Below are 24,453 nucleotides of genomic sequence, written 5' to 3'. Positions count from 1 at the left end.
AGGAATGTGGAAAAAGCGAAGGTCACCCTGTAATGGGGTGAATACAGATTGAAACATCATCTGGCGCGAAAGCGAGCAGACTTCCACACGGTCTTCCATGGCGAGAAAACCTGATCAATCGTTGCACGGAGGAAAGCAGATGGCAGTGCGCGCACCCAATGCGCAAGCAACGGCGAGCACTGGTGCGCCTTCGAACTTCATATCGGCCTGGCCCCAACACTGGAACCAGATCGAGTCGCAAGTGAAACGACTCCAGGTCCGTATCGCCAAGGCAACACGAGAAGGCAGGTGGGGCAAGGTGCAAGCCTTGCAACGACTGCTGACTCGCTCGTTCAGCGGCAAACTGTTGGCCGTGAAACGAGTGACGGAAAACAGAGGCAAGAGAACACCGGGCGTTGATGGCAAGATCTGGTCGACTCCGGTGGCTAAATCGACGGGAGCACAAGCGTTACAGCATCGGGGCTATCGGCCTCAACCGCTGAGACGCATCTACATACCCAAAAGCAATGGCAAGAAGCGTCCGCTGGGAATTCCAACGATGCGGGATCGTGCGATGCAGGCGCTGTGGAAACTGGCACTTGAGCCGGTTGCCGAAACGCGTGCAGACCCCAACTCCTATGGATTTCGGCCGCAGCGATCCACTGCCGATGCAATCGCACATTGCTTCAATGCACTGGCGAAACGTGGTTCGGCGCATTGGGTACTGGAAGCTGACATTCGAGGCTGTTTCGACAATATCAGTCACGATTGGCTGCTCACCAACGTGCCCATGGATAAGGTGGTTCTGCGCAAATGGCTTCGAGCGGGGTATGTCGATCAGGGAGCCTTGTTCGCAACGGAGGCAGGAACCCCGCAAGGGGGAATCATCTCTCCGGTACTTGCGAATTGGACGCTGGATGGCCTGGAAGATGTCGTCCATGCAAGCGTGGCTTCGACAGCGCGCAAGCGTAAGCCATTCAAGATACACGTCGTACGATATGCCGATGACTTCATCATCACAGGGGCCACGAAAGCTGTTTTGCAACATCAGATTCGTCCTGCAATTGAGGCGTTCCTGAAAGAGCGAGGCTTGGAACTCTCTGATGAAAAGACTCAGATAACGCATATCTCGCAAGGCTTCGATTTTCTGGGCCAGAACGTACGCAAGTACGCCGGCAAGCTACTCATCACTCCGGCTCGCAAGAGTGTGAAGGCATTGCTGGATAAGGTGCGGGAAATCGCGAACGCAAACAAGACGGCGACTCAAGCTAACTTGATCTTGACCCTGAACCCGGTGATCCGAGGATGGGCCATGTATCATCGCCATGTTGTCGCCGCCAAGCGTTTCGCATGGATCGACCATCAGATTTGGCAAGTGTTATGGCGCTGGGCAGTTCGCCGGCACGCCATGAAAAGTGCCCATTGGGTAAAACAACGCTACTTTCGTGTCGTGGGTCAACGGCACTGGGTTTTCGCCACCCAGGAGAAAGCGCGCGGCATGAGTCAACCCGCTTGGCTGTATGCCGCCGCCAGTGTTTCGATCGTGCGGCATATCAAAATATGCAGTGCAGCGAACCCGTTCGATCCGGCATGGACGTTTTACCTTGAGCGCCGAAGAGCGCATCGTCAGGTTACCCAGTCTCACTCAGGCTGCTGGAAGGCTTGAGCCGTATGAGGGGTGACTCTCAAGTACGGTTCTTAGGGGAGGCAGGAGTGGTAACACTCCTGCTTTACCCGACTGAAGGCGCACATCGGTGTGGATGACGAGTCGGGGCTGGTGCACAGCGTGGTCGGCACGGCGGCAAACGTGGCGGATGTCACCCAGGTCGACAAACTGCTGCATGGTGAAGAGAACGTCGTCTGCGCCGATGCCGGCTACACCGGCGTCGAAAAGCGCCCCGAACATGCTGGCCGCGAAGTGATCTGGCAGGTCGCAGCACGCCGCAGCACCTACAAGAAGCTCGATAAACGCAGCGCCCTGTACAAAGCCAAGCGCAAGATCGAGAAGGCCAAGGCACAAGTGCGAGCGAAGGTCGAGCACCCGTTTCGAGTGATCAAGCGCCAGTTCGGTTACGTGAAGGTGCGCTTCCGTGGCCTGGCCAAGAACACCGCTCAGCTGGTGACGCTGTTCGCGCTGTCGAACCTATGGATGGCGCGCCGACATTTGCTGACTACCGCAGGAGAGGTGCGCCTGTAATGCGGAAAATGGCTGCTGCGAGGTGCTCGCGGCGGCCAAAAACGGAGAACTGAGCGGGTTACCTGGTCGATTTTGATCGACGGCCCGCTTTCAAAAGCAGCGAGGGCTGAAGTCGACCGGAAATACAGGGCTACTTCAGACCTTCCTTAAGGGCGATTATGTCGACTATTTCAAGCGAGACAGTTATTTAGTCCTTGCAAGCGGATCACCATGCGTCAACAAACTTTAATAAACCCACCCAACCCCGGGTTGTGCGTAAAGGCTCTGGTTTTGCCGCATCCGACGGCATTGGTCAAGGATGCTAAAGACGGCTAAAATTGTGGCGACCGCTAAGTCTTCACTGTTCGAATAGCTCCGTCACCGCGCAATATAGATGATGGCGGAATGGCGGTAAATGTGACGGTAAAAACCTATATCGATTAATTTTGTCCCTTTAACCATGCGGGTTTAGGCGACCTATTGATGATTGAGTGGGAGTGATCTGAAGCAATGAGGGCAGCCCAGGCTGCCCTCATGCTATGCGCAGCCTCCGCAGAGAGGCGCGTCGAGCCTGATGGGCCCATGAATTCGGACTGGCTGGAGCCCATGCATGTCCTTTACCCGTAGACAGATTCTCGCCGGCCTGGCCGGCCTCGGTGTGGTCGGCCTGGCCGGTAGCGGTGCGCGCTACTGGCTCGGTCGCCCGGCCGATATCACCACCCACGACTATGAACTGATCGCCGCGCCGCTGGATGTCGAACTGGTGCCCGGCCACGTAACGCCAGCGTGGGCCTATGGCGGGCAGGCGCCTGGTCTCGAGCTGCGTGGTCGCCAGGGTGACTGGCTGCGCGTGCGTTTCATCAACCAGCTGCCGGAGCCCACCACCATTCACTGGCACGGCATCCGTCTGCCGTTGGAAATGGACGGCGTGCCCTATGTGTCGCAGCTGCCGGTCCTGCCCGGGGAGTTTTTCGACTACCGCTTCCAGCTGCACGATGCCGGCAGCTTCTGGTATCACCCGCACACCAGCAGCGCCGCGCAGCTGGGTCGCGGGCTGGTCGGTCCACTGATCGTCGAGGAGCGCGAACCGAGCGGCTTCCGCCACGAGCGCACACTCAATCTGAAGAGCTGGCACATCGACAAGCAGGGCGCCTTCACCGAGTTCAGCGTGCCGCGCGAGGCGGCCCGCGGTGGCACGCCGGGAGTGCTATCGACGATCAACGGCAAGCATGCTCCGGTGCTGGATCTGCCGGCCGGGCAGGTCGTACGGCTGCGCGTGCTGAACCTCGACAATACGCTGACCTATCGGCTGAACCTGCCGGATGGCGAGGCGCGCGTCTATGCGCTCGACGGCCACCCGATCGCGCCGCGTCCGCTGGGCAAGGAGTACTGGCTCGGCCCGGGCATGCGCATCGACCTGGTGCTCAAGGTGCCGCGGGCAGGCACCGAACTGTCGTTGCGCAACGGTCCGTTGCGACTGGCCACGCTGCGCTCGGTAGCGCATGACGAGGCCACTGGCGACTGGCCGCCGGCACTGCCGGCCAACCCGGTCGCGGTGCCCGACCTGCAGCAGGCCGAGGTGCTGCGCTTCAATTTCGAGTGGGCTGGCCATCTTTCAGCGGATGTCGAGCAGGGGGCGGCCTACACGTTCTGGCAGATCAACGGCCAGGCGTGGGACATCAACGACAAGAGCTGCGCCGAACGGCCGATCGCGACGCTGAAGAAGGATGGCCATTACATCTTCGAGCTGCGCAATCTCAGTCAGTATCAGCATCCGATCCACCTGCACGGCATGACCTTCCAGGTGATCTCGTCCAACCGACGCAAGATCGACCCCTGGTTCACCGACACCTACCTGCTGGGCAAGAACGAGACGGCACGCATCGCGCTGGTCGCCGATAATCCGGGCACCTGGATGTTCCATTGCCATGTCATCGACCATATGGAGACCGGCCTGATGGCCGCGATCGAGGTGGTATGAAACAGGGCAGGGCACAGTCGTGAGGAGGCCGCAGATCATCGACCGCAGCCAGGATGAGCGTTTCATGCGCGAAGCCCTGGCGCTGGCAGCACAGGGTGCCGCGCTGGGTGAGGTGCCGGTGGGAGCTGTGCTGGTGCAGGATGGGCAGATCATCGGGCGCGGCTTCAACTGCCCGATCTCGCAGCACGACCCCAGTGCTCATGCGGAAATGGTTGCGGTGCGTGACGCGGCGCAGGCACTGCAGAACTATCGGCTACCCGGCGTGACGCTCTACGTCACGCTGGAGCCGTGCAGCATGTGCGCCGGTCTGATCGTGCATTCGCGCATCCAGCGGGTGGTCTACGGCGCCACCGAGCCGAAGGCGGGTGTGGTGGTCAGCCGCGGTCAGTTCTTCGAGCAGGCCTTTCTCAACCATCGTGTCTTGGTCGAGGGCGGCGTGCTGGCGGAGGAGTGTGGCGCGGTACTCAGCGAGTTCTTCCGCCAGCGCCGGCAGAAGGGGCGAGCGGACGGCTGATGCCGGTACGCCGTCAGCAGGGCAATGTCCTGAGCTCCGCGGTTCAGCGGGCTGCCGCGGCGGTCGGCAATATGTCGCGGGCAGCGACGCTGCCCTGGGCCGGAAACACCACCAGATGATCGGCGGCGATGGCGATGCCGACGTCCTGCCCGGTCGGGTAATCCGCGTGGCTGGGGAAGATGGCCACCAACTGGTTACCGGTGGGTAGCTGCAGTCGATACAAGGTGGATGCGCCGAGGAATGTCTTGCCGACGATCAGTGCCCGCAACGGGCTTTCCGGTCGGTAGACGATATCGTCCGGGCGCAGCAGCACGTCTACCGAGCTACCTGCGGGCCAGTTGTAGGCGCGGTTGCTGCGAATCGGGCCTAGCTCGGTCTGTACCGTTTCAGGGTCCAGCAGCTGGCCGCGGATGAAATACCCCTGCCCGATGAAGCTGGCGACAAAGGGCGTCAGCGGCTCGTGATAGAGATTGAAAGGGGTGTCCCAATGCTCCAGCCGGCCATCCTTGAACACGCCGACCTGATCGCTAACGGCGAAGGCCTCTTCCTGGTCATGGGTCACCAGAATCGCGCTTGTGTTGCGCGCCTTGAGGATTTCGCGCACCTCGTGGCTGAGGCGTCGGCGCAGTTCCACGTCGAGGTTGGAGAAGGGCTCGTCGAGCAGCAGCAAGGCCGGTTCCGGCGCCAGCGCCCGGGCCAACGCCACGCGCTGCTGCTGACCGCCGGAAAGCTCATGAGGATAGCGTTTGCCGAGCGCGCTCAGGTGTACCAGCTCGAGCATTTCGTCGACGATGCGCGCGCAATCGGGCTGTTTGCGGATACCGAAGGCGATGTTCTCCGCCACGGTAAGGTGCGGAAACAGGGCGTAATCCTGAAACACCATGCCGATGCGGCGCTTCTCCGGCGCCAGGGTGAAGCCGGCACGGGAAATGACGGTGTCGGCTAGCTGGATCTCGCCCTGGTGCACGGGCTCGAAGCCGGCGATGGCGCGCAGCGTGGTGGTCTTGCCGCAGCCGGATGGGCCCAACAGGCAGCCGATGTCGCCGCGATTCAGGTGCAGGTTGAGATGCTGAACGATGCTCTGCTCACCATAGCCGCAGGCCAGGTCGCGCAGTTGTAGCAGCGGCAGTTCAGGTTTCATGCGTGGTGATAGGCCGGCTCGACAAGAAACTCCAGCAGTGCCTTCTGCACGTGCAGGCGGTTCTCGGCCTGATCCCAGGCGACCGAGCGGGGGTCATCGAGCAGATCGTGACTGATTTCCTCGCCACGGTGGGCCGGCAGGCAGTGCATGAACAGCACGTCCGCGGCGGCGCAGTCGAGCAGCGCGCGGTTTACCTGATAGGGGCGGAAGGTGGCCAGGCGCGCGGCCACTTCATCTTCCTGGCCCATGGATGCCCAGACGTCGGTGCTGATCAGGTTGGCGCCCGCCGCTGCCTCGCGTGGGTCGCGCAGCACCTGCACACGCTCGCCGGCGCGTGCCAGCAGCTCGGCGTCGGGTTCGTAACCTTCGGGGCAGGCGACCTTCAGCCGGAAGTCGAACTGGATGGCCGCTTCTATATAGGTGTTGCACATGTTGTTACCGTCGCCGATCCAGGCCACCGTCTTGCCGGCAATGCTGCCGCGGTGTTCGTGGTAGGTCTGCATGTCGGCCATCAGCTGGCAGGGGTGCAGGTCATCGGACAGACCGTTGATCACCGGTACGCTGGAGTTGGCGGCGAAGTCGGTCAGGGTCGAATGGGCGAAGGTGCGGATCATCACCGCGTCGAGCATGCGCGACATGACGATGGCCGAGTCGCTGATCGGCTCGCCGCGGCCAAGCTGAGTGTCGCGCGGAGAAAGGAAGATCGCCTGGCCGCCGAGCTGGATCATGCCGGCTTCGAAGGACAGTCGGGTGCGGGTCGAGGCCTTCTCGAAGATCATGCCCAGCACGCGATTCTTCAAGGGCTCGAACAGGACGCCGCGCTTGCGCAGATCCTTCAACTCGATGCCGCGGCGGACCAGGCTGTTCAGCTCCTGGGGCGTGCAGTCCATCAGTGAGAGAAAATGCCTTGCGCTCATATCAACTACCTTTATTGCCGCAGCGCGCGATCCGAGGATTTTCGACAGAAAAGGGGACCGACGACTGGGGAGTCGCACGGGGAGCGACGAAACGGGAAAGGCGCGATCTTATCCAGAAAGCAAGCACAGGCGCAAATCCTCGGTCCAGGGGCCTGGCAGGGCTGAATCTCAGTAATGACGGCCTTTGCGCGGCAACATAGCCGAGTCTCGCACTCGGCTTTCCGAGAGGTTTTCCGGTACAATGCCGGGCAACCGTGTCTAGCCGAGGTAGTCCATGGATATCATCGAAACCATCAAAGAGCAGATCGCCAACAACCCGGTGCTGCTGTACATGAAGGGCTCGCCCAATGCGCCGCAGTGTGGCTTCTCCGCCCGCGCGACCCAGGCGGTAATGGGCTGTGGCGAGAAGTTCGCTTACGTCGACATCCTGCAGAACCCGGAGATTCGCGCCAACCTGCCGACCTACGCCAACTGGCCGACCTTCCCGCAGCTGTGGGTGAACGGTGAGCTGGTCGGTGGCAGCGACATCATCCTCGAGATGTTCGAGAAGGGTGAGCTGCAGACCCTGATCAAGTCCGCTGTCGGCAAGGCCGAAGCCTGAGCCCAGGCTGACCGCGTAGGCGTTGCCTGATGCCCGCATCGAAGGATGCGGGCATTTTTGTTTGTGCTGCGTCTCGAAAAAAATGCCGCTCGGCTGACGTCGTTGATCGTTATGGTCTTTTCGCAGTCACAGTTCGCTGTGAGGGCGTTTTCCCTCTGTTCTGTTTCGCCCATTTGAAGTGAGAGACGCCACCCGATGCCCTATATGCGAATGCTGCCCTTTCTGATCGTGTTGGCGGTCGTCCTTTTCAACGGCCTGAAGCCGGAGCCGGTGCCGCAACTGTTCGATCAGCAGGACAAGCTGCATCATCTGCTGGGTTTCGCCGCGCTGGCTTTTACGCTGCGCCTGGCGTTTCCGCGGGTACCGTTCCTATGGGGGCTGGGCCTGACGCTCGTCGCTGCCCTGTCGATCGAGATAGGGCAGGGCTTGCTGCCTTATCGGACCGCTTCGCGCTGGGACATGTTGGCCAATGTGCTGGGTGTGCTGCTGGGCTGGGGCTGTTCACTGATTGCGCAGGGCTGGTGGCGTCAGCGGCTGGGCGAGCCGCTGACCGAGTAGGATTCGGCAATCTGGGATCGATGCGCTAGTGGGAATGCGCGGCCCCGAAGGGGTGAGCGAAGCGAATAACCTGGGACATGGTCCCTGGTGAGAGTCCGGCAACAATAAAAAAGCCCCGGTATTAACCGAGGCTTTCGAATTTGGCTCCGCGACCTGGACTCGAACCAGGGACCCAATGATTAACAGTCATTTGCTCTACCGACTGAGCTATCGCGGAACAACGGTGCGTATCCTACTGTTTGGAAAGGAGAAGTCAACCCCTCCCACAGTGCGTCGGGGCCAGGCGCGTGGTACGCCATGGCCCCGACGCGTCAGCTCAGAGCACCTGGACGATGGCGTCGGTGACGTGGCCGATATTGCTGCGATTCAGTGCCGCGGCGCAGATCCGGCCGGTGCTGATGGCGTAGACGCCGAACTCGACCCGCAGCCGCTCGACCTGTTCGGCGGTGAGCCCCGAATAGGAGAACATGCCGCGCTGCGCAGCGACGAAACTGAAGTCCGTCTTCGCGCCCTTGGATGCCAGCAGCTCGACCATGCTCAGGCGCATCTCACGGATGCGGCTGCGCATCTCGCCCTGTTCGGCTTCCCACATGGCGCGCAGTTCCGGGCTATTGAGTACAGCGGAGACGATCATGGCGCCATGGGTCGGCGGGTTGGAATAGTTGGTGCGGATCACGCGCTTGACCTGCGACAGCACGCGAGCTGACTCATCGCGGCTCTGGGTGACCATCGACAGCGCGCCGACACGTTCGCCGTACAACGAGAAGGACTTGGAGAACGAGCTGGACACGAAGAAGGTCATGCCCGACTCGGCGAACAGGCGTACCGCCGCGGCGTCCTCTTCGATGCTGTCACCGAAGCCCTGGTAGGCGATGTCGATGAACGGCACGTGATCCTGGGCGCGCAGCACGTCGAGAATTTGCTTCCAGTCATCCAGGTTCAGATCGACGCCGGTCGGGTTGTGGCAGCAGGCGTGCAGTACGACGATGGAGCGCGGCGGCAGGTTCTTCAGGTCCTGCAGCAGACCGGCGCGGTCGATGCCATGAGTGCTGGCGTTGTAGTAGCTGTAGTTCTGCACCGGGAAGCCGGCCGACTCGAACAGCGCGCGATGGTTTTCCCAGCTCGGGTTGCTGATGGCAACCACGGCGTCCGGCAGCAGGCGCTTGAGGAAGTCTGCGCCAACCTTGAGTGCGCCGGTACCGCCGAGCGCCTGGGTAGTCACCACCCGGCCTTCGGCGATCAGCGGAGAATCGTTGCCGAACAGCAGCTTCTGTACGGCAGCATCGTAAGCGGCGATGCCTTCGATCGGCAGGTAGCCGCGCGGCGCGTGGGCGGCGATGCGGGCATGCTCTGCCTCTACCACGGCGCGCAGCAGCGGAATGCGACCTTCTTCGTTGTAGTAGACACCGACACCGAGGTTGACCTTGTTCGGCCGCGTGTCGGCGTTGAAGGCTTCATTGAGGCCGAGGATAGGATCGCGTGGCGCCATTTCGACAGCAGAGAACAAACTCATGGTGAGGGGGCTCGAAAGAGAAGAGTGACTAGATTCACCACCCTCGCGTCGGCGCGCAGGGTGATGCGCAAACGGGGCGGTAGTATAGCGGTCAAGCCTGTTGCCTGCGATATGCTACCGAGGTTTTCTGATCACTTTCGGTGCGTTTTGCGTACTGAAAAGATGGGCGGTTTCTCAGCCCTGCGCGCCAATCGCAGGGGCGTACTTCAGGAACCGCTGGAAGGCTGTCGAAAGTCCGGCTGCCAAGCTCGCACACGTTACCTAGAGAGGCGAAATGTCCAAGTTCGAACTGGTCACCCGTTTCAAGCCGGCCGGCGATCAGCCGGAGGCCATTCGGCAGATGATCGAAGGCATCGAGGCGGGGCTGTCGCACCAGACGCTGCTGGGCGTTACCGGCTCGGGCAAGACCTTCAGCATCGCCAACGTCATCGCCCACGTGCAGCGACCCACGCTGGTGCTGGCGCCGAACAAGACGCTCGCCGCGCAGCTCTATGGCGAGTTCAAGGCGTTCTTCCCGAACAACGCGGTGGAGTATTTCGTTTCCTACTACGACTACTATCAGCCGGAAGCCTATGTGCCGTCGTCGGACACCTTCATCGAGAAGGACGCCTCGATCAACGATCACATCGAGCAGATGCGCCTGTCGGCGACCAAGGCATTGCTGGAGCGGCCGGATGCGATCATCGTCACCACGGTGTCGTGCATCTACGGCCTGGGTGATCCGCAGTCGTACCTGAAGATGGTGTTGCACGTCGATCGTGGCGACCGCCTCGATCAGCGCGAGCTGCTGCGCCGGCTGACCGGGCTGCAGTACACGCGCAACGACATGGACTTCGCCCGCGCCACCTTCCGCGTGCGCGGTGACGTGATCGATATCTTTCCGGCGGAATCGGACCTCGAAGCGGTGCGCATCGAGCTGTTCGACGACGAGGTGGAGAGCCTGTCGGCCTTCGATCCGCTGACCGGCGAAGTGATCCGCAAGCTGCCGCGCTTCACCTTCTACCCCAAGAGTCATTACGTGACGCCGCGCGAGACGCTGCTCGATGCCATCGAGAAGATCAAGGACGAGCTGCGCGAGCGCCTCGACTACCTGCGTAGCCAGAACAAACTGGTGGAGGCGCAGCGTCTGGAGCAGCGCACGCGTTTCGATCTGGAAATGATCATGGAGCTGGGCTACTGCAACGGCATCGAAAACTACTCGCGCTATCTGTCCGGGCGTGATGCTGGCGAGCCGCCACCGACGCTGTTCGACTACCTGCCGGCCGATGCCCTGCTGGTGATCGACGAATCACACGTTTCGGTGCCGCAGGTCGGTGCGATGTACAAGGGCGACCGCTCGCGCAAGGAAACCCTGGTGGAGTACGGCTTCCGCCTGCCATCGGCGCTGGACAACCGGCCGATGCGCTTCGACGAATGGGAAGCGATCTGCCCGCAGACCATCTTTGTCTCCGCGACACCCGGACCTTACGAGGCCGAACATGCAGGCCGCGTGGTGGAGCAGGTTGTGCGTCCGACGGGGCTGGTCGATCCGCAGATCGAGGTGCGTCCGGCGCTGACGCAGGTCGACGACCTGCTGTCGGAGATCCGCAAGTGCGTGGCCAAGGAGGAGCGGGTGCTGGTCACCACGCTGACCAAGCGCATGGCCGAAGACCTGACCGACTACCTCGGCGATCACGATGTGCGGGTGCGCTACCTGCATTCGGACATCGATACCGTGGAGCGGGTGGAGATCATCCGTGACCTGCGCCTGGGCACGTTCGATGTGCTGGTGGGCATCAACCTGCTGCGCGAAGGCCTGGACATGCCTGAGGTGTCGCTGGTGGCGATTCTCGACGCGGACAAGGAAGGCTTCCTCCGCTCGGAGCGTTCGCTGATCCAGACCATCGGCCGCGCCGCGCGCAACCTCAATGGCCGGGCGATTCTCTACGCCGACAATGTCACCGGGTCCATGCAGCGCGCCATCGACGAGACCGAGCGCCGTCGCGCCAAGCAGATCGCCTTCAACGAGGCTCATGGCATCGTGCCCAAGGGTGTCAAGAAGGATGTGCAGGACATTCTCGAGGGCGCCACGGTCCCCGGCTCGCGCAGCAAGAAGCGCCGTGGCGAGGCCAAAGCGGCGGAGGAGAGTGCGCGCTACGAGAAGGAGCTGCGTTCGCCGAGCGAGATCACCAAGCGGATTCGCCAGCTGGAGGAGAAAATGCTGAGCCTGGCGCGCGATCTGGAATTCGAGGCGGCCGCCGAGGCGCGCGACGAGATTCACAAGCTGCGCGAGCTGTTGCTGCAGGTCTGAATACCTGCAGCGGCATGAGCCAGGTGCGCAATGGTGCGTGCTCCGGTGTTCGGCTGGAGCCCAGCGCGGCGGGCCTGCTAACATTCGCCCCTTCGATTTTCGTCCGTCCTTTTCCGTCCGAGAGCTTCCATGACCACGGTTCGCACCCGCATTGCGCCTTCCCCGACCGGCGATCCTCACGTCGGCACCGCCTACATTGCGCTGTTCAATCTGTGCTTCGCCCGTCAGCACGGCGGCCAGTTCATCCTGCGCATCGAGGATACCGATCAGGTGCGCTCGACCCGCGAATCCGAACAGCAGATTTACGACGCGTTGCGCTGGCTGGGTATCGAGTGGGACGAGGGCCCGGATGTCGGTGGCCCGCATGGCCCGTACCGGCAGAGCGAGCGCGGCGAGATCTACAAGAAATATTCGGATGAGCTGGTCGCCAACGGCCACGCCTTTCCCTGCTTCTGTAGCGCCGAGCGCCTGGATCAGGTGCGTGCCGAGCAGATGGCGAACAAGGAAACGCCGCGTTACGACGGCCATTGCATGCACCTCGATCCGGCCGAAGCCGAGCGTCGCATTGCTGCTGGTGAGTCGCATGTGATCCGCATGAAGGTGCCGAGCGAAGGCGTGTGTCAGGTCAACGACATGCTGCGCGGCACCGTCGAGATCGGTTGGGACCGCATGGACATGCAGGTGCTGATGAAGGCCGATGGGCTGCCGACCTACTTCCTCGCCAACGTGGTCGATGACCACCTGATGGGCATCACCCATGTGCTGCGCGGTGAGGAGTGGCTGCCATCGGCGCCCAAGCTGATCAAGCTGTACGAATACTTCGGCTGGGAACAGCCACAGCTGTGCTACATGCCGCTGCTGCGCAATCCGGACAAGAGCAAGCTCTCGAAGCGCAAGAACCCGACCTCGGTGACCTTCTACGAGCGCATGGGCTTCCTGCCGCAGGCAATGCTCAACTATCTCGGCCGTATGGGTTGGTCGATGCCTGACGAGCGCGAGAAGTTCACCCTCGACGAGATGATCGAGCACTTCGATATCAGCCGGGTATCGCTCGGTGGACCGATCTTCGATCTGGAGAAGCTCTCCTGGCTCAACGGCCAGTGGCTGCGCGAGCTGCCGGTCGAGCAGTTCGCTGCCGAAGTACAGAAGTGGGCGTTCAATCCCGAGTACATGATGCAGATCGCGCCGCACGTGCAGCAGCGCGTGGAAACCTTCAGTCAGATTGCGCCATTGGCTGGCTTCTTCTTCTCTGGCGCATTGCCGCTCGACCCGGCATTGTTCGCTCACAAGAAGCTCGATGCGACGCAGGTGCGCCAGGTCATGCAACTGATCCTGTGGAAGCTCGAGGCACTGCGCCAGTGGGAGAAGGAACGCATCACCACGTGCATCACTCAGGTCGCCGAACACCTTGGCTTGAAGCTGCGCGACGTGATGCCGTTGATGTTCGCCGCGATTACCGGTCAGGCCAGTTCTGTCTCCGTGCTCGATGCAATGGAGATTCTCGGCCCGGATCTGACGCGCTTCCGCCTGCGCAACGCGCTGGAGCTGCTTGGCGGGGCGTCGAAGAAGGAAGTCAAGGAGTGGGAGAAGCTTCTGGCCAGCCTCGCCTGAGCCGAGGCGGTGCCGACTCAGGCACCGCCATGCTGCTTGGTGGTTCGGCAGCATCGTGTTGCGACCGTTGGTCGGCGGTAAGTAATTGTTCCTGCTGCCAAAAAAACTGCGGTCGCGCCGAAATTTGTTGTTGACACTGCCCAGGGGCGCCCCTAATATGCGCCCCGTCCTCGAGATGGGGCTATAGCTCAGCTGGGAGAGCGCTTGCATGGCATGCAAGAGGTCGACGGTTCGATCCCGTCTAGCTCCACCAATCTCGAAGAGCAGAATTGCCACCAGCCTGTAGCTATCGAAATACAGGTTGCGCTTGAAGGGTTTGCGTCCCCTTCGTCTAGTGGCCTAGGACACCGCCCTTTCACGGCGGTAACAGGGGTTCGAGTCCCCTAGGGGACGCCACTATTCAGCGATGTTCGCATCGCACGTCGAGAGACGCTAAATCCGGGGCTATAGCTCAGCTGGGAGAGCGCTTGCATGGCATGCAAGAGGTCGACGGTTCGATCCCGTCTAGCTCCACCAAATTGCCAGCGATTCCAAAATTTCGGAATCGTCGAAGGTTTCGTCCCCTTCGTCTAGTGGCCTAGGACACCGCCCTTTCACGGCGGTAACAGGGGTTCGAGTCCCCTAGGGGACGCCATTTTTATTGCCCGTTTTGGGCTTCAAGGGGTCATCTTTCATGAGATGGCCCTTTTTGTTTTGCGCGACGAAAATGCGTTGCGTTGGCTGAATGGCTTGTCATAGCCGTCGGCAGCGGGCGTGACTTGCCGGCTCAGCTGCGCTTTCATAGGTCATCGCATCGGTCATCAAGGGTATCTGACGAATGAGCTGGGACCAGCCGCAGGCGTTCATCATTGACCTGCAAGTCGAGGTGGAACATATCGACGAGCTTGGGCATGCCAATAACGCGGTCTATGTGACATGGCTGGAGCAGTGCGCCTGGCAGCACTCGCAGAGCCTGGGGCTGGGAATAGCCGACTATCGGCGGCTCGACCGGGCCATGGCGGTGCTGCGCCATGAAATCGATTACCTCGCCGCGGCCTATGAAGGCGATGAGCTACAGCTCGGCACCTGGATTTCGGAGTCCGATCAGCGCCTGAAGATGAAGCGCAGTTTTCAGCTGATCAGGCCCGCCGACGGCGCGACGCTGCTGCGCGCTCAGACCACCTTCGTCTGCATCGAGCTTTCCAGCGGCAGGCCCAAGCGCATGCCGCCGGAATTCATTGAGAGCTATGGCAAGGCGTTGATACAGCCCTATCCGCTAGAGCTCTAATGGGGTGGCTTAGCCGCGTTGCTCCGGTTTCATCACGTCGCTTTCGCGGCGCTTCTCGGCGTCGTCGCGCCAGTCGTCCTGGACTTCTTCCTTCATCCGCTGTTTATCGCCATCCTTGTTGTCGTGCATCTGGTCTTCGCCATGCTTCTGCTGCTGGATGTTGGTACCTTGCGGCTGCGTGTTCATCATGTCCTGATCGGCGATCGCCATCGCGGAGAACAAGCTGCCTAGCGTGATGATGCCTGCGTACAAGATTTTCATCTGAGCCTCCGACTATGGGGTGGTAAGGGGCTTGCCCTTTCATTAACGACCCGTCGTGCTGAAGTTTCGTTCATTCCATTCCGGTAGCGGTTCCGTGAGTCAGGCCAGTTCCCGCAAGATCATCCATATCGATTGCGATTGCTTCTATGCCGCGATCGAAATGCGCGACGATCCGAGCCTGGCGCGCCGGCCGATCGCGGTCGGCGGCGCAGCGGACAGGCGTGGCGTCATCGCCACCTGCAACTACGAGGCGCGCGCGTACGGGGTCCGCTCGGCCATGGCGTCCGGCCACGCCCTCAAGCTCTGCCCAGACCTGCTGATCCTGCGTCCTCGGATGGATGCCTACCGTGAAGCCTCGCGTGAGATCCATAACATCTTTCGGACCTATACCGAGCAGATCGAGCCGCTGTCGCTGGATGAGGCCTACCTGGACGTCACCGCCTGCGAGCACTTTTCCGGTAGCGCCACTCGCATAGCGGAGGACATCCGCCGGCGCGTCTGGCAGCAGTTGCGCATCACCGTGTCGGCAGGCGTGGCGCCCAACAAGTTCCTGGCCAAGATTGCCAGCGAATGGAACAAGCCCGACGGTCTGTTCGTGATCACCCCGACGCAGGTCGAGGAGTTCGTGCAGATGCTGGAGGTCAAGCGGTTGCATGGTGTCGGTCGGGTGACCGCCGAGAAGCTGGGCCGGCTCGGCATCCGCACCTGTAGAGACTTGCGCGAGTGGCGCAGATTGGACCTGGTTCGCGAGTTTGGCGCCTTTGGTGAGCGCCTCTGGGGGCTGGCGCGCGGCATCGATGAGCGTCCGGTACAGGTGGAAAGCCGGCGCCAGTCGGTGAGTGTCGAGCAGACCTACGACCGCGATCTGCCGGACCTGGCGGCGTGCCTTGAGCGTCTGCCGGAGCTGCTGCAGCAGCTGGCTACGCGCATGGCGCGCTTGGACAGCGGCTATCGGCCCGGCAAGCCATTCGTCAAGCTGAAGTTCCATGACTTTACCCAGACCACGCTGGAACAGGCCGGTGCCGGGCTGGAGCTTGGCGACTACGCGGAGCTGCTTGCCGGTGCTTTCGCGCGTGGTGGCCGCCCGGTGCGGTTGATTGGAATCGGCGTTCGTCTGATCGACCTGCGTGGAGGCTTCGAGCAGCTCACTCTGTTTTAGCCCGTCATTTGCTTTGGTGGCGCCGTCGCTTGGCGCTCTGCCGGTTACCGTTCGTCAGGTGCGGAGTTTGTGATGACCTCGCGCGACGAAAGGACTTAAGCCGATATAGCGCGAGCTAATCAATTAACCCAGAATGCGCGCGATCTTTGACGTCCTTGGATTGACGGTTTTCTGTTGCGCGATTGATTCACGACAATATTTGGACGCGCCCATCGGATATTGTTAGAGTCACGCCAGATGGCAATGTGCTATCTATTGACGCCCTCAGTATCGATTCTCTGCTTTTTGGCAGTTGAGCACCGACGTCTTGGCGAGGGAGCCATTGGTGGGTCTGTTTTCCAAAACCAAGAAATCAAAACCAGCCGGCATGCTCGGCATCGAGGCTGGTCCGCAAGGCATCGCGTTGGCGCAGGTCGTTCGGGCGCCCGGTGCGCGGCCGCTGCTGCCGTACTGCGAACACCTGGAAGGCAGCCCCGACGCGCAGGGCGCGCTGCTGGAGAAGGCCGTGAGCGAACGTTCCTTGCAGGGTTTGCCGACGAACGTGCTGCTGCATCCTTCCGAATACCAAATGTTCCTTCTCGAAGCGCCTGAAGTGGCGCCGCAGGAGCTGCGTGACGCCATGCGCTGGCGCATCAAGGACATGATCAGTCAGCCCTTGGATGATGTGGTGATCGACTGCTTCGCGCTGCCCGAGGATGCCTATCGCGGACGCACGCGCATGGTCTATTGCGCTGTTCTCGAGAAAAGCCGGATGCAGCACTACGCCCAGCTCGTCCGCCAGGCCGGTCTGCATATGGCGAGCATCGACATCACCGAGATGGCGTTTCGCAACCTGGGCTCGCTCGCCGGCGCCGAAGGCATGAATCTCGCCCTGCTGCGTCTGCGTACCAGCGAAGGCCTGATCTGCATTCAGAACGGTGCGGATCTCTACATGGCGCGGCGCATCGAACAGGGCCTGGCTCGTGCCGCCCAGGAGCTGGGCAGCATGACGCTGGAGATCCAGCGCTCGCTCGACTATTTCGAGAGTCAGCTCGGCAAGGGCTACATCAACCGGCTGATGCTTCTCCCCATGAAGCAGGACGGCGAGCGGACCTACCAGGGGCTTGCCGGCGGGTTGGCAGTCAACCTTCAGCGCCTCGATCTGCGCGATCTGTTCCCGGGCCAGCCGGCCGCGGATCTGAGCGAAGCGCAGCAGGCCTTCTGCCTCGGCGCCGTTGGCGCCGCGCTGCGGCAGGACGCCCCCTGATGCAAAACGTCAACCTCTATCAGCGTGAACGCCGCGCACAGGGTGGGCCGCGCCCGCGGATGATTCTGCTCGGTGCATGCGCGCTGCTCGTGGCGCTGCTGGCGCATGCTGCCTGGCAGGGCTGGATGCTGAAGCAGAGCGCGCTTGCGCGCCAGGCGGCCGAGGCGCAGGCGCTGGCTGCCGAATCCGAGCTGACGGCCTTCAGGGCCGGTTATCGCGAGCCGACGCTGGATAACCGGTTGCCGGCACAGCTGGCGGAACGCGAGGCGCGAAACCGCCAGCTGCAGGCGCTGGCGACTCACCTGCAAACGCTCGACAGCCAGCTGCGTGACGGTTTCGCACCGCTGCTCGCGGCGCTCTCCGAGCGCCATCCACCCAGCGGGCTCTGGCTGACGCGCATCCGCCTGCAGGCCGGAGGCAGCGACATACTGCTGAGAGGGCTGAGCCAGGACCAGGAGCTGCTGCCGCTCTACCTGGAAAGCCTGGGACGCAGCGACGCCCTGCGCGGACGTGAGTTCGGCAGCTTCGACCTGCAGCGCGAAGACGATGGCCTGCTGCTGTTTCACCTGTCGTCCCGTGCCATCAAGGAGAGCGAGAATGAATGATCGCGTGGATAGCTTGCGGCAACGCTGGCAGGCGCTGGCTCCGCGTGAGCAGTGGTTGTGCTTGCTGGTAGGCCTGACCTTGCTGTCGCTGCTTTATGTGCTTCTGGTTGCCGATCCGCTGACCCGGCGCATCGCAGAAGAGGACAGCCAGCGTCGCCTCGCGGAGGCCCGTCGACTGGAGGCGACCAATACGCGCCTGGAGCTACAGGCGAGACTGGCTGCCGATCCAAATCTGCCTTACCAGCGCGCGATCGAGGCGGCTGATGCCAGCCGCGAACAGATCCTGCGACGTATCGACGAGCAGACCAGCTCGCTGGTGTCGCCGTCCCGCATGAAGGTCCTGCTGCAGGACCTGTTGCGTCGCCAGCCGCGGCTGCAGATGGTTGGATTGCAGAGCTTCAGTACGCCGCTGGAGCTGCCGGGCGCCGCCTCGGTGGACGCCGACGCGACTTCAGCCGCGCCAGGCTTCTATCGCCACGGTCTGCGCCTGACGCTGCAGGGCGGTTATTTCGACCTGCTCAGCTATCTGCAGGCGGTGCAGGACAGCGGCTGGCGCCTGCATTGGGACAGCCTCGACTACCTGATCGAGGACGCCGGCCCGGACGCGGCGCGCATTACTTTGGAACTGCATACCCTCAGTCGCCATGCGGGGTGGGTCGGTGTCTAGAGTTCTACCCCTCGTTTGTCTGATGTGCCTGCTGCCGGCTTCGGCATTCGCCCTTGATCCGACGCGACCGCCGGCGGCGCTTGTCTCGGCGATGCCTGCACAACAGCCATCGGCCGCGTTGCAATTGCAGGCGATCTTCCGTGGCGCGCAAGGCGCGCGAGCCGTTCTCAATGGTCGTTCGCTGCGAGTCGGCGACAGCCTGGCCGAGGCCCGGCTGCTGGCCATCAATACCAACTCCGTTCTGATCGAGCGCGACGGCCAGCGGCAACTGCTGCGTCTGGTTGCGCCTATCGTCACCCCGAGCCAAACCCGACCATGATGCCGACCTTTCTGCCGCGCCTCGGCTTGCTGAGCCTGTTCTGTCTTCTGGCCGCCTGTCAGACCTTCGAGGATGGCGATCAGCGTCTTTACGAGCAGAGCAATCGGCTGTTCGAGCAGAGCCTGGAACAGAGCCAGGCCAAGGCAGTGCCACCACCTTCGGTACAGGCGGCGCTGATTCCGCCGCTCGACATCGCGGGCGACGCACTCGCCAGCGGTCCGCGCTTCGACGTGGTGGCCAACGACATGCCGGCCCGCGAGTTCTTTCTCAGTCTCATGGACAACGCCGGGCAGAACCTGCTGGTACACCCTGACGTGACCGGCAATATCACCTTCAGCCTGCGCAACGTGACGCTAGAGGAGGTGCTGGCAGCGGTGCGTGACAGCTACGGTTATGACTACCGCCGCACCAGCTACGGCTATCAGATCCAGGCCAATACCGCGGTGACGCGCACCTATGACCTGAACTACCTCAACCTGCAGCGCCAGGGCATGAGCGATACGCGGGTCAGCTCCGGCCAGGTCACGACCAGCGACAATACCGGCACGGGTGCTGGCGGCACCACGACCAGCACCACTTCGAGCACCGTCAATGCCAGCCAGCTGCTGACCAGCAGCAATGTCGACTTCTGGAGCGAAGTACGCGAGGTGGTGGCGATGATGATTGGCGGCGAGGCTGGCAACAGTGTGGTAGTCAATCCGCAGGCCGGCCTGCTGGTGGTGCGCGCGTCGAGCAGCGACCAGCAAAGCGTCGAGCGCTTCCTGCAGCAGGCCCAGCGCAATCTGCAGCGCCAGGTGATTCTGGAGACCAAGATTCTCGAGGTGAATCTCTCCGACGGATTCCAGTCCGGCATCAACTGGGCGCAGCTGGGATCGATGGGCAACGCCGAGTTCGCCCTGGGCGTGCAGGGCGACGCGCTGAGTGGCGTGAACAACGTCGGCGGCGTGTTCAGCGCAGCAGTCAGCGTCGGCGATTTCAGCGGTGTGCTGCAGCTGCTCGAGACCCAGGGTGATGTGCGGGTACTGTCCAGCCCGCGCATTTCCACGCTGAACAACCAGAAGGCAGTGATCAAGGTTGGCACCGACGAGTTCTTCGTCACCGACGTCTCGACCACCACCACGTCGCTCGCCGGCGGTACCACCGCGCCCGACCTGGACATCACCCTGACGCCGTTCTTCTCCGGTATTTCGCTGGACGTAACCCCCCAGATCGACGAGCACGAGCAGGTCACGCTGCATGTGCGGCCGACCGTCAGCCGCGTGCAGGACCAGAACAAGAGCATCCAGCTGGGCAGCTCCGACAATGTCTTCAACCTGCCCCTGGCGCTGTCTACCACGCGCCAGTCGGATTCCATCGTGCGCGCTCGTAGCGGTCAGGTGGTGGTGATCGGCGGTCTGCTGGAGAACCGCAATACCAACAACGATGCCAACATTCCCTGGGCGTCCAAGCTGCCCATCGTCGGCGGCCTGTTCCAGCAGCAACGCAAGGCGTTCCAGCAGACCGAGCTGGTGATTCTGATGCGCCCGCAGGTGATCGATGATCAGGTCTGGCTGGACGAGCTGCGGCGCAGCGCCGAATCGTTCCGCCAGGTCAGGTAGGGCGCATGTACGAGGCATTCTTCGGGCTACGCGAAAAGCCGTTCGCACTGACGCCCAACACCGGCTTCATGGTGCGCCTGCCGTCGTATCAGGACTGCCTGAACCTGCTGCGCGTGGCGCTGGCCGAAGGCGAGGGCTTCATCAAGGTGACCGGGGAGGTCGGAACTGGCAAGACGCTGCTCTGCCGCGAGCTGCTCAAGCGGCTGGACGCCGAACGCTATCAGGTCGCCTGGTTGCCGAACCCGGCGCTCGGCCCGATGGCGTTGCGTCAGGCACTGGCGCATGAGCTGCATGTCGCCCATGTCGAGCGCCTGGACGATCACGGTCTGCTGAGCGCGTTGCATCGTCGGCTGATCGAGCTGGCAGCCGCCGGACGTAGCACCGTGCTGTTGATCGATGAGGCTCAGGCGCTGCCCGCGCAGACGCTGGAGGCCCTGCGCTTGCTGACCAACCTGGAGACCGAGCAGCGCAAGCTGTTGCAGGTGGTGTTGTTCGGTCAGCCAGAACTGGACGCGACGCTGAGCCATGTGAGCTTTCGCCAGCTGCGCCAGCGCATCACCTTTTCCTATCGGTTGCGGCCGCTCGATGCCAGCGATGTCGGTCGCTATCTGCATGAGCGCCTGGCGGTGGCCGGCTACCAGGGCAGCCCGCTGTTCGGGCCTGCCGCGGTGCGATTGCTGGCCAGGGGCAGCGGCGGCATTCCGCGCCTGCTCAACATTCTCGCCAACAAATGCCTGATGGTCGCCTTCGGTGAGGGGCGACCACGGATCACGCGGCGTCACGTGCAAAGGGCACTGGCGGATACCGAAGGGGCGCGCCCGTTCCTGCAGAGCGCGTCGCCACTGCGCTGGGCGATGGCTGCCGGCGTCGCCACCCTGAGCCTGTTGCTGGGTGTTTGGCCTTGGCTGTCGCGCCTGATCGAGGTGCAGCCATGAGTCTGGTCAACGACATGCTGCGTGATCTGGAAGCCCGCGGCGCCGCATCCGGCGGGCAAGGGCCGCTGCTCGGCATGCAAGCGGTGGATGAAGCTGCGGCGCTACGCCGGCAGCGGTCGGCGCGCATCAGGCGCTGGCTGCTGCTGGCGGCGGTGGTCGTTGTGGCGGCCGGCGCCGGGCTTGCCGTGGAGCGCTGGGCGGCGGTGCCCGAACGCGCCGAGGCGCCTGCAGCCGTGCCCGCTTCGACGTCGGTCGAGGTGGTACGCCTGCTCGATGTGCTGCCGCATCAGGAGCCAGGCCGTTTCGTGCTGCAGCTGCTGCTGGATCGCCCGGTCAGTTACCAGCGTACCGATGAGGGTGGCGCGGTCAGTCTGCGATTGTCTGGTGCCGAGCTTGCCGGTGAGGCGCTTAGCGGACGTTTCGAACAGGATGGGCTGAGCCTGTCCTGGCGTGTCGAGGCTCGCGGCGACGAGGTGCGAGTGCTGCTGTTCGGCTTGACCGAGCGTCTCGACATCCGTGATCGCCTCGAGCCGGCCGGTGGCCATGCTCAGCTCTGGCTGGAGGTGAAGCGGCAAGCGAACGAGCCGGCGGTTACGAGCGAGGCCCTTGCATTGCCGGTGGCCGAAGCCGCCGACGTGCAAGCGGATCTACCCGACTGGGTGACCCGCACCGTGCCGGAAGCCGTGACCGCCGAGGTTGTGCCACCTGCGCGACAGCCCACCGAAACGACCGTCGAGCCCGTGCCCGCGCCGGAGGTTGCCGCGCAGGCATCGCTGCGTATCGGCAGCCACCGGCCGGACCCGTTGCTCGAGGCGCAGCAGGCCTTGCAGCAGCAGAACTACCCACGTGCCGTCGAGCTGCTGCAATCGCTGCACGAGGCACAACCGGACAACCCGGAGGCAACGCGCTGGTTGGCCCGGGCCTACCTGGCTGACAACCAGCTCGAAGCGCTCCTGGCCTGGTTGCCTGGGCAGCTGCGGGCCCGGCCTGAGGATGCCGAGCTGCGCATGCTGCTGGGTCGGGCACAGCTGCTTGGCGGCGACAAGGCCGCGGCGCTCGCCACCCTCGAACAGAATTCGCCAGCTGTTGCGGCCAACCCGGGCTATCACGCGCTGCTGGCCGCATTGCGGCAGCAGGTCGGCGATTGGTCGGGCAGCGCTGCGCTCTATCGGCAGCTGGTCGCGCTACAGCCGCAGCAGGCCGCCTGGCAGCTGGGTCTGGCCATCGCGCTGGAGCAGCTCGACCAGCCGACCCAGGCCGCCGAACGCTATCAGCTGGCCGTACGTGGCCAGGGGCTGGACGGCAATGCACGGCGTTTCGCCGCCGAACGGGCTGCCGCCCTGGGAGATGGTCGATGACCCAGCAAGACATGCGTCAACGCAAGATCCGCCTGGGCGACCTGCTGGTCCAGGCCGGGCTGATCAGCGAGGCTCAGCTGCAACTGGCCCTGCAGGATCAGAAACGAACCGGCTCCAAGCTCGGCCGTACTGTGCTCGACCTCGGCTTCATCGACGAAGGCCGTCTGTTGCGCGCCCTGTCCGAGCAGCTGCAGATCCCCTTCGTCGAACTCAAGCATTACAAATTCGACAATGGGCTGACCCAGAGCCTGCCCGAGGCGGTCGCCCGGCGCTTCCGCGTCATCGTGCTGTCGCGACAGGGCGACGGCTTGCTGGTGGGTATGACCGATCCGCTGGACATCTTCGCCCAGGACGAGATCGAGCGCCTGCTGGGCAAGCGCGTCCACCCGGCGGTGGTGCGTGAGAGCGAGTTGCTCGGCGCCCTGGACCAGCTCTACCGCCGCACCAGCGAAATCGCCTCGCTGGCCGGCGAGTTGGAAGGCGAGCTGCAGGAAAGCGACTTCGACCTCTCGCGCCTCGGTGAAAGCAACAGCGACGCGCCGGTGGTGCGCCTGCTGCAGACGCTGTTCGAGGACGCCGTGCAAATGAAGGCCTCGGACATTCACATCGAACCGGACGAAGGCGTGGTGCGGATTCGCCAGCGTATCGACGGTGTGCTCAACGAACAGGTGATGAAGGAACACCGTGTGGCTTCGGCGCTGGTCATGCGTCTGAAGATCATGTCCGGCCTGGATATCTCGGAAAAGCGCCTGCCGCAGGACGGCCGTTTCAACATCCGCGTGAAGAACCGCAACCTCGATGTGCGGGTCTCCACCATGCCGGTGCAGTTCGGCGAGTCGGTGGTCATGCGTCTGCTCGACCAGAGCGGCGCGATGTTCAAGCTCGAAGGCACCGGCATGCCGCCGGCGATGCTCGAGCGCTTCCGGCGCCTGTTGCAGCGTCCGCACGGCATGGTGCTGGTCACCGGCCCGACCGGCTCGGGCAAGACCACCACGCTCTACGCCGGGCTTTCCGAGCTGAACAGCCCGGAGAAAAAGATCATCACCGTCGAGGACCCGGTGGAGTACCGCCTGCCGCGGATCAATCAGGTGCAGGTCAACGCCAAGATCGAGCTGACCTTCGCCCGCGTGCTGCGCGCCGCGCTGCGCCAGGACCCGGACATCGTGCTGGTCGGTGAGATCCGCGACCAGGAAACCGCCGAGATCGGCCTGCGCGCCGCGCTGACCGGCCACCTCGTGCTCTCGACGCTGCACACCAACGATGCCCTGACCTCCGCCATGCGCCTGATCGACATGGGCGTCGAGCCCTTCCTCGTCGCCACCGCGCTCAACGCCGTGCTGGCCCAGCGTCTGGTGCGCCGGGTGTGCGAGAACTGCATGGAGGACGACACGCCCGATCCGCGCCAGCTGGCCTGGCTGCAGAGCCTGCATGACGCGCCGCTCAGCGACTACCGCTTCAAGCGTGGCAGCGGTTGCCACCATTGCCACAACTCCGGTTATGCCGGCCGCGTTGGCGTCTACGAACTGCTCGAACTGGACGAGCCGATGATCGCCGCGCTTCGTCGGGGTGATCCGCAAGGCTTCGCCGAGGCCGCGCGCCTGCAGGCGCACTATCGACCCTTGGCGGCCTGCGCGCTGGATTACGCCATCGCCGGCGTCACCAGTATCGAAGAGGTGCTGAAAGTCTGCGCGACGCTCGCCGATGATGAGGTGGCGGCATGATGCTGCGGCGCATGACGCGTTCGACCGGCCCGGCTC

At 63.0% G+C, this 24,453-nt stretch carries 21 protein-coding genes, 5 tRNA genes and 1 pseudogene; 22 read left to right on the top strand and 5 right to left on the bottom strand.

The features are described 5' to 3' along the window. Window positions 1-139: 139 nt before the first annotated feature. The 4 genes and pseudogenes from ltrA (at window position 140) to tadA (ending at window position 4,650) form a co-directional block, all read left to right on the top strand. Entirely contained in the window at window positions 140-1,645 is a 1,506-nt protein-coding gene (gene ltrA / locus HZR81_RS16405; protein ID WP_500128725.1) for a group II intron reverse transcriptase/maturase, read from the top strand. A gap of 72 nt (window positions 1,646-1,717) precedes the next feature. Beyond that, a pseudogene (locus tag HZR81_RS16400) lies at window positions 1,718-2,176 on the top strand (IS5 family transposase); the annotation flags it as partial. A 589-nt stretch (window positions 2,177-2,765) separates the two neighbouring features. Next, window positions 2,766-4,136 (top strand): multicopper oxidase family protein, encoded by a 1,371-nt coding sequence (locus HZR81_RS16395; RefSeq protein WP_500128724.1) that lies wholly within the window; start codon window positions 2,766-2,768, stop codon window positions 4,134-4,136. 19 nt (window positions 4,137-4,155) lie between these two features. Then, window positions 4,156-4,650, top strand: coding sequence for a tRNA adenosine(34) deaminase TadA (tadA, locus tag HZR81_RS16390; protein WP_063542504.1), 495 nt, complete (start codon window positions 4,156-4,158; stop codon window positions 4,648-4,650). A gap of 43 nt (window positions 4,651-4,693) precedes the next feature. Here the strand turns inward: tadA and HZR81_RS16385 are convergent, their stop codons facing one another. Together HZR81_RS16385 and argF are read right to left on the bottom strand one after the other, a co-directional pair. Next, the gene (locus HZR81_RS16385) at window positions 4,694-5,791 is read right to left on the bottom strand and encodes an ABC transporter ATP-binding protein (protein ID WP_500128723.1); all 1,098 of its coding nucleotides are present in this window, start codon (window positions 5,789-5,791) and stop codon (window positions 4,694-4,696) included. Next, a complete protein-coding gene (gene argF, locus HZR81_RS16380) occupies window positions 5,788-6,708 on the bottom strand; it encodes an ornithine carbamoyltransferase (protein ID WP_013983610.1) in 921 nt (306 codons plus the stop codon). The genes HZR81_RS16385 and argF overlap by 4 nt, the downstream gene beginning before the upstream one ends. Window positions 6,709-6,982: 274 nt before the next feature. Here argF and grxD point away from each other — a divergent pair, with 274 nt between their 5' ends. Both grxD and HZR81_RS16370 read left to right on the top strand, forming a co-directional pair. Continuing rightward, a complete protein-coding gene (gene grxD / locus HZR81_RS16375; RefSeq protein WP_003299217.1) occupies window positions 6,983-7,309 on the top strand; it encodes a Grx4 family monothiol glutaredoxin in 327 nt (108 codons plus the stop codon). Between the two features lie 195 nt (window positions 7,310-7,504). Beyond that, complete coding sequence (locus HZR81_RS16370) at window positions 7,505-7,867, top strand: VanZ family protein (RefSeq protein ID WP_063542508.1); 363 nt, start codon at window positions 7,505-7,507, stop codon at window positions 7,865-7,867. A 141-nt stretch (window positions 7,868-8,008) separates the two neighbouring features. On the opposite strand, the gene HZR81_RS16365 is transcribed toward HZR81_RS16370, so the two are convergent. After that, window positions 8,009-8,084: transfer RNA gene (locus HZR81_RS16365), tRNA-Asn, on the bottom strand. A gap of 99 nt (window positions 8,085-8,183) precedes the next feature. After that, entirely contained in the window at window positions 8,184-9,380 is a 1,197-nt protein-coding gene (locus HZR81_RS16360; protein WP_500128722.1) for an amino acid aminotransferase, read from the bottom strand. Between the two features lie 274 nt (window positions 9,381-9,654). On the opposite strand from HZR81_RS16360, the gene uvrB reads away from it, so the two are divergent. The 7 genes from uvrB to HZR81_RS16325 all read left to right on the top strand — a co-directional run bounded on the left by uvrB (window position 9,655) and on the right by HZR81_RS16325 (window position 14,548). Further along, window positions 9,655-11,670: an excinuclease ABC subunit UvrB gene (uvrB, locus tag HZR81_RS16355; protein WP_063542512.1), complete on the top strand. Its 2,016-nt coding sequence runs from the start codon at window positions 9,655-9,657 to the stop codon at window positions 11,668-11,670. 129 nt (window positions 11,671-11,799) lie between these two features. Next, a complete protein-coding gene (gene gltX, locus HZR81_RS16350) occupies window positions 11,800-13,281 on the top strand; it encodes a glutamate--tRNA ligase (RefSeq protein ID WP_500128721.1) in 1,482 nt (493 codons plus the stop codon). A 177-nt stretch (window positions 13,282-13,458) separates the two neighbouring features. Beyond that, window positions 13,459-13,534: transfer RNA gene (locus HZR81_RS16345), tRNA-Ala, on the top strand. Between the two features lie 67 nt (window positions 13,535-13,601). Next, window positions 13,602-13,677 (top strand) — tRNA-Glu (locus HZR81_RS16340). A gap of 44 nt (window positions 13,678-13,721) precedes the next feature. Then, window positions 13,722-13,797: transfer RNA gene (locus HZR81_RS16335), tRNA-Ala, on the top strand. 42 nt (window positions 13,798-13,839) lie between these two features. Further along, window positions 13,840-13,915: transfer RNA gene (locus tag HZR81_RS16330), tRNA-Glu, on the top strand. Between the two features lie 183 nt (window positions 13,916-14,098). Then, entirely contained in the window at window positions 14,099-14,548 is a 450-nt protein-coding gene (locus tag HZR81_RS16325) for a thioesterase family protein (protein WP_494319906.1), read from the top strand. 9 nt (window positions 14,549-14,557) lie between these two features. Here HZR81_RS16325 and HZR81_RS16320 read toward each other — a convergent pair whose 3' ends face one another. Beyond that, the gene (locus HZR81_RS16320; RefSeq protein WP_500128720.1) at window positions 14,558-14,809 is read right to left on the bottom strand and encodes a hypothetical protein; all 252 of its coding nucleotides are present in this window, start codon (window positions 14,807-14,809) and stop codon (window positions 14,558-14,560) included. Between the two features lie 94 nt (window positions 14,810-14,903). Between HZR81_RS16320 and dinB the strand changes: the two genes are divergently transcribed. The 9 genes from dinB (at window position 14,904) to HZR81_RS16275 (ending at window position 24,417) form a co-directional block, all read left to right on the top strand. Continuing rightward, entirely contained in the window at window positions 14,904-15,968 is a 1,065-nt protein-coding gene (gene dinB / locus HZR81_RS16315) for a DNA polymerase IV (RefSeq protein WP_500128719.1), read from the top strand. 325 nt (window positions 15,969-16,293) lie between these two features. After that, a complete protein-coding gene (locus HZR81_RS16310; protein WP_500128718.1) occupies window positions 16,294-17,214 on the top strand; it encodes an MSHA biogenesis protein MshI in 921 nt (306 codons plus the stop codon). Beyond that, a complete protein-coding gene (locus tag HZR81_RS16305) occupies window positions 17,214-17,819 on the top strand; it encodes a PilN domain-containing protein (RefSeq protein WP_102839881.1) in 606 nt (201 codons plus the stop codon). The genes HZR81_RS16310 and HZR81_RS16305 overlap by 1 nt, the downstream gene beginning before the upstream one ends. Continuing rightward, window positions 17,812-18,486, top strand: a complete 675-nt coding sequence (locus tag HZR81_RS16300) for a type II secretion system protein GspM (RefSeq protein WP_500128717.1) — start codon at window positions 17,812-17,814, stop codon at window positions 18,484-18,486. Before HZR81_RS16305 ends, HZR81_RS16300 begins: the two co-directional genes overlap by 8 nt. 91 nt (window positions 18,487-18,577) lie before the next feature. Then, window positions 18,578-18,805, top strand: coding sequence for a Type II secretory pathway component (locus HZR81_RS16295; protein WP_232244563.1), 228 nt, complete (start codon window positions 18,578-18,580; stop codon window positions 18,803-18,805). Beyond that, complete coding sequence (gene mshL, locus HZR81_RS16290) at window positions 18,802-20,403, top strand: pilus (MSHA type) biogenesis protein MshL (RefSeq protein ID WP_156244663.1); 1,602 nt, start codon at window positions 18,802-18,804, stop codon at window positions 20,401-20,403. Before HZR81_RS16295 ends, mshL begins: the two co-directional genes overlap by 4 nt. A 5-nt stretch (window positions 20,404-20,408) precedes the next feature. Continuing rightward, on the top strand, window positions 20,409-21,338 hold the full coding sequence (locus HZR81_RS16285; RefSeq protein WP_500128716.1) for an ExeA family protein: 930 nt from the start codon (window positions 20,409-20,411) through the stop codon (window positions 21,336-21,338). Beyond that, window positions 21,335-22,696, top strand: coding sequence for a tetratricopeptide repeat protein (locus HZR81_RS16280; protein ID WP_500128715.1), 1,362 nt, complete (start codon window positions 21,335-21,337; stop codon window positions 22,694-22,696). Before HZR81_RS16285 ends, HZR81_RS16280 begins: the two co-directional genes overlap by 4 nt. Beyond that, entirely contained in the window at window positions 22,693-24,417 is a 1,725-nt protein-coding gene (locus HZR81_RS16275) for a GspE/PulE family protein (RefSeq protein ID WP_500128714.1), read from the top strand. Before HZR81_RS16280 ends, HZR81_RS16275 begins: the two co-directional genes overlap by 4 nt. The last annotated feature ends 36 nt before the right edge of the window (window positions 24,418-24,453 follow it).

Source organism: Pseudomonas sp. LM13 (genome assembly GCF_041381355.1).
Classification (GTDB): domain Bacteria; phylum Pseudomonadota; class Gammaproteobacteria; order Pseudomonadales; family Pseudomonadaceae; genus Stutzerimonas; species Stutzerimonas frequens.
This window is presented reverse-complemented; position numbering and strand designations above follow the sequence as displayed.